Source organism: Acidimicrobiales bacterium (assembly GCA_035533095.1).
GTDB lineage: Bacteria > Actinomycetota > Acidimicrobiia > Acidimicrobiales > Palsa-688 > DATLUM01.
Genome location: DATLUM010000057.1, coordinates 1 through 4,311, shown reverse-complemented (window position 1 = coordinate 4,311; position 4,311 = coordinate 1). Strand labels below are relative to the sequence as shown.

Genomic DNA, 4,311 nt, shown 5'->3' with positions numbered 1-4,311 from the left:
TCCTCGCCAAGCTCGGCGCGTCCCGACGGGCCGAGATCGCCGCCTGGGCGAGCGCGGTCGAGCGCGCCCCGCGCGGCAGCTAGGACCGCCGACTTCCACCGCTCCATCGCGGGCGCCACACCGCGGGCACCCCTTGACACGGGCGAGGCTGGCGTTGTATTACGTGCAGCGATATACCACGTGACGGTATAGCGCCGCCTGTCACAGGAACTCTGCCCTGGAGTTCCGGAGGGGAGCACAGCATGTTCGATTCGATGTCCGCGTCGTCAGCGCACCGAAGGACGGTGGGCGCTTCGTTGATCCTCGGCCTCGCGATCGGCCTCTTCCTTGCCTCGAGTGTGCTGGCCGATGGGGCCACGGTCACGCGCGGTGAGTTCCATCCGTTCGCCGCGGGCGTCGGGCTCGACCTCGGCGGCCATGCCCAGATGATCCGCACGGCCGACGGAACGACGATCGTCTCGGTTCATGTCGAAGGCCTGTCGGCCAACACGACCTACGGCTCGCATGTTCACCAGCAAGCCTGCGCCGACGGCGCTGCCGACGGTCACTACCGCTTCGATCCCTCCGGGCCGGCAACCCCGCCCAACGAGATCTGGCCCGGCTTCACCACCAACGACGCGGGTATCGGCAACGGCAACGCCACCGTCGATCGAACGGCCGGCCCGACCGCAGTGTCCGTCGTCGTGCACGCCCCGGGTGGTGCCAAGATCGCCTGCGCCGACCTGCGCTGAGGAGAACGCTCGTACGCCGACTCGACGGTTCCCCGTGCTGCCGTCGCCTTACGTTCGACTTCAGCCAGGCGCCCCGGCAACCGCTCATCCTGCCGGTCCATCCGACGACGGACCTGCGATAAGGCACGGCGAGCCGTGACGGCGCGGCAGCCCGAGTCAGAGGCCCAGGTGCAGGCGGAGGGCCTCGTCGATGTCGAGCATGATCACGTTGGGGACGACGCCCAGCCGGTCAGCCACCCGCTCCACGGAGATCGATCGGACCTGCTCAGCCTGTGCCTTGGAGTCCCGAACGAGCCCGGTTTCCGCGGCTGGAAGGATGACCTGGAACGGGTAGACCCGCTCGGTGTTCGAGGTCACGGGTACCACGGTGATCACACCCCGACCCAGTCGGCTCGCCGTTGCGTTGGCCGCGTCATTGCTGACGATGACGGCTGGCCGGCGCTTGTCGGCCTCGGAGCCGCGGGCGGGATCGAGATCGACGAAATGGATGTCGCCGCGCCGGATCATGACCCCAGTCCGTCGCTGGTCGTGGAGTCCCACAAGCCGGCCTCACCGTCAGCCGCCCATTCCTCCCACGCCCCTTCGTACGTACCGCCCAGTTCTGCGGTGCGAAGCAGGCGCACTGCCCGGTGGAGCGCGGCCGACCGAGATTCGAGCCCCTGCTCTTTCGCGTAGTCATCGAGAAACCGGACGTCGTCGCCGGGCAAGCTGACACTGACCTTCATACCGTGATACTACCAGCGGTAGGGAACCGGTAGCAAGAGTGGCGCGACGCCGACGCCGTCTTGAGTGGGGGCCCGTCCTGGGGCCACCGCCTCGGTAGGGATCTAGATTGCTTGGCTGGATGCCACATGAACTCGTCCAGTGAGGCGTGGACAGCCCTGCTGCCACACAGCGCGGACGCGAGGCACTATGCTCCGCAGACCGGCAGGGAGGCACGGGAGCCTGACAGGTTCCCACCAGCGCGGCGTCCCCATACGGTCGCCTCGACCGTCGCGCAGGGCCAATGGCGAGCCCGACCCACCGTTTCTGGGACACGAACGTGTCTCTGGAGGCCCCACATGGCCATGATGGCCGTCGCATTCCCGATCCTGCCCGGCAAGACCGACGCATGGAAGCGCTTCGTCGCCGAGCTCAACGGCGCTCGCAAGGCCGAGTTCGTCGCCTCGCGCGCGAAGGCCCACGTCCGTGAGCAGACCTTCTTCCAGCCGACCCCGATGGGCGACCTCGTGATCGTCACCCTCTCGGGCGAAGATCCGGGCCGATCGTTCGGCCAGATGTCGAGTGCCGACGACGCCTTCACCCACTGGTTCCTCGAGCAGGTCAAGGAGCTCCACGGGGTTGACCTCGCGGCCCCCATGGCCGGCGGGCCTCCGTCGGAACTCGTCATCGACAGCGGCGAGGGCGGCCGTCCTCGCTGACCCCGCTCCCTGCCTCGACCGGAAGGCCGCTCGCTCGTGCGGGCGGCCGTTCCATGTCCGGCTCAAGGGGAGAACCCACTGGGAACATCGGGTGCCTGTTTCTCCGACGCATCCCGCACATCCGGCTGTACGACCTGCGCTACGTCGCCGCGACGCTGATCATTGCCGCTGGCGGACTCGAGGATGCCCGACGAACGCTCGGGCACAGTAGTATTCGGCTCGTGGCAGAAACGTACGGATTTGAGTTGGAAGGCACTCGCGCGATGTAGCAGCGGGCGTCGACGCCCTCCCCGGAGGAAGTCGACGAACCGATACTCCGTCAGATTACGTTCAGGTTCCTGCCATAGCGCACCGGGATACACCGGATTCACGCACGGATGCCGACATAGCTCAGCGGTAGAGCAGCTGTTTCGTAAACAGCAGGTCCTCGGTTCAAATCCGAGTGTCGGCTCCACAAACCTGAACGTGAACCGAACCCTACAGGCGCCAGAATGGCCCGGGGGGTCTACGAAATGGGGGGTTCGGCCGGGGGGCCTATGCGAACAACCCTACCCGTCATGCTTGCCTGCTCCTTCTCGCGCACGATCGTCAGCGCGATCTCGGCACAGTCACCGCAAATGTAGGCCATCGGCCGTCAGGTTGTGGACTTCCTCTTGCGCCCGAGGCGGCGCGAACGGAAGACCTCCCAGGCCACGAACGTCATCGCCGGCAACCACACCGTTGGCCTCACGACGAACAGCGTCGGCGCGGTCGATGCCATCAACAACTGGTGGGGCTGCAGCGGTGGCCCCGCGGACACCGCGAACTGCAACGGCGTGAGCGGCAACGTGAACGCCACCCCGTGGCTGGTAGACCGGCTGACCGTCGCGCCGATCGCCGTGAACACGACCGGGGCCATCACGGCCGACTTCACATACAACTCGAACGGTGCCCAGCCCGGCGGCACGGTCCCCGACGGTACGTCCGGGCTCTTCTCGGCAACAGGAGGAACGGTCGGGTCGCCGCTGACGACCAGGAGCGGCGGCCACGCGAGCGCCTCGATCAGCGCCGGAGGTACGACGGGCGTCTATTCGGCTTGCGCGCAGGCCCCGAACGTGTACGGCGCCTTCGAGTGCACGCCCTACGCCGTCTACGACCCATCGGCCGGCTTCGTCACCGGTGGCGGCTGGATTACCTCGAATGCCGGTTACGACACCCTCGCCCCGACAGCGAGCGGCAAGGCGACGTTCGCGTTCGTCTCGAAGTACCAGAAGGGCGCCACCGTCCCCTCGGGCAACACGGCGTTCGTCTTCCAAGCGGGCGGCCTCGACTTCTCCTCGACCGCCTACCAATGGCTCGTCGTCAACCAGAACGGCACGAATGCCCAGTTCAAGGCACCGGCACGATCAATGGCGCCGGCACCTACGACTTCATGATCTGGGCCACCGACGGCAGCCCCGACATGTTCCGCATCCAGATCACCGATAGCACCACCGGTGCGATCGTCTACGACAACGGTGTCCAGCAGCCGATCGGGGGCGGTTCATCATCGTCCACAGCTGAGCGGGTCCAATTTGTCCGCTCCACGTAGCAGCGAGCCGGGTCGATCGACCCGGCTCGCTGGTCAACCCGCGTCAGCCGCTGGCACTGGTCGGGGCGAGAGGACTTGAACCGCCGGGTTCCACACCTCGGATCGTGGTGCCCGAGTGGATCATGCTTGCAATCCGCCACGTGGCGTAAATGGTTGGCTTGACCAGAGTGGCGCCGAGACTTCACGGGTGGCGTCTCTGACCCTGACGCGGTCGTCCGTTTCGTGCGCCTGCGACCACCCCCGGGTTCTCCGCCAGGCCGGCGTTCGGGGCGGCGGCGGGAGCAGCCTTGATCGGAAGCCGGAGATGCGTCCGGGGCGGTCGTCCACATGCCGCTGCTACGTGTCCGACCCGGCAGCGACAACTCCCTTCGCGATGAGGAAGCAGGCATACGGACGCGCGTCACCGGTCGACACGACGCAATAAGCAGCCGCCGCATGCCGGTAGAAGTCGAACCGTTCCAGTCCGGCGATCGCCACCTCGCGTGACTCGGCCTCACGGAGGCTGGCTCGGAAGTCACCGCAGGCGATGCCCTCCGGCTGGCCATCGACAGGCAGCATGTGGAACGCCGCGGGTTCCACAAACGTATCG

Annotated in this window: 7 protein-coding genes and 1 tRNA gene; 5 read left to right on the top strand and 3 right to left on the bottom strand. The window is 66.9% G+C overall.

The annotated features are described in order from the left end of the window. Positions 1-242: 242 nt before the first annotated feature. The gene (locus VNF71_07810) at positions 243-731 is read left to right on the top strand and encodes a hypothetical protein (protein HVA74456.1); all 489 of its coding nucleotides are present in this window, start codon (positions 243-245) and stop codon (positions 729-731) included. A 156-nt stretch (positions 732-887) separates the two neighbouring features. Here VNF71_07810 and VNF71_07805 read toward each other — a convergent pair whose 3' ends face one another. Then, positions 888-1,238 carry a type II toxin-antitoxin system PemK/MazF family toxin gene (locus tag VNF71_07805; GenBank protein ID HVA74455.1) on the bottom strand — a complete coding sequence of 117 codons (351 nt, stop codon included), beginning with the start codon at positions 1,236-1,238 and terminating at the stop codon, positions 888-890. Beyond that, positions 1,235-1,456, bottom strand: coding sequence for a ribbon-helix-helix domain-containing protein (locus VNF71_07800; protein HVA74454.1), 222 nt, complete (start codon positions 1,454-1,456; stop codon positions 1,235-1,237). Before VNF71_07800 ends, VNF71_07805 begins: the two co-directional genes overlap by 4 nt. Before the next feature lie 336 nt (positions 1,457-1,792). On the opposite strand from VNF71_07800, the gene VNF71_07795 reads away from it, so the two are divergent. From VNF71_07795 to VNF71_07780, 4 genes are all read left to right on the top strand, one after another. Next, entirely contained in the window at positions 1,793-2,152 is a 360-nt protein-coding gene (locus VNF71_07795) for a hypothetical protein (protein HVA74453.1), read from the top strand. 379 nt (positions 2,153-2,531) lie between these two features. Further along, positions 2,532-2,606 (top strand) — tRNA-Thr (locus VNF71_07790). Positions 2,607-2,793: 187 nt separating this feature from the next. Further along, entirely contained in the window at positions 2,794-3,567 is a 774-nt protein-coding gene (locus VNF71_07785; GenBank protein HVA74452.1) for a hypothetical protein, read from the top strand. After that, positions 3,564-3,722: a hypothetical protein gene (locus VNF71_07780; protein ID HVA74451.1), complete on the top strand. Its 159-nt coding sequence runs from the start codon at positions 3,564-3,566 to the stop codon at positions 3,720-3,722. The genes VNF71_07785 and VNF71_07780 overlap by 4 nt, the downstream gene beginning before the upstream one ends. 336 nt (positions 3,723-4,058) lie before the next feature. Here VNF71_07780 and VNF71_07775 read toward each other — a convergent pair. Continuing rightward, positions 4,059-4,311 (bottom strand): RbsD/FucU domain-containing protein (locus VNF71_07775; GenBank protein ID HVA74450.1); only part of this gene is annotated, 253 nt, incomplete at its 5' end.

What these genes read in the sequence shown, in the direction of transcription:
- VNF71_07810 (HVA74456.1), top strand. Translation starts at nt 243, where the DNA reads ATGTTCGATTCGATGTCCGCGTCGTCAGCGCACCGAAGGACGGTGGGC.
- VNF71_07805 (HVA74455.1), bottom strand. Translation starts at nt 1,238, where the DNA reads ATGATCCGGCGCGGCGACATCCATTTCGTCGATCTCGATCCCGCCCGC.
- VNF71_07800 (HVA74454.1), bottom strand. Translation starts at nt 1,456, where the DNA reads ATGAAGGTCAGTGTCAGCTTGCCCGGCGACGACGTCCGGTTTCTCGAT.
- VNF71_07795 (HVA74453.1), top strand. Translation starts at nt 1,793, where the DNA reads ATGGCCATGATGGCCGTCGCATTCCCGATCCTGCCCGGCAAGACCGAC.
- VNF71_07780 (HVA74451.1), top strand. Translation starts at nt 3,564, where the DNA reads ATGATCTGGGCCACCGACGGCAGCCCCGACATGTTCCGCATCCAGATC.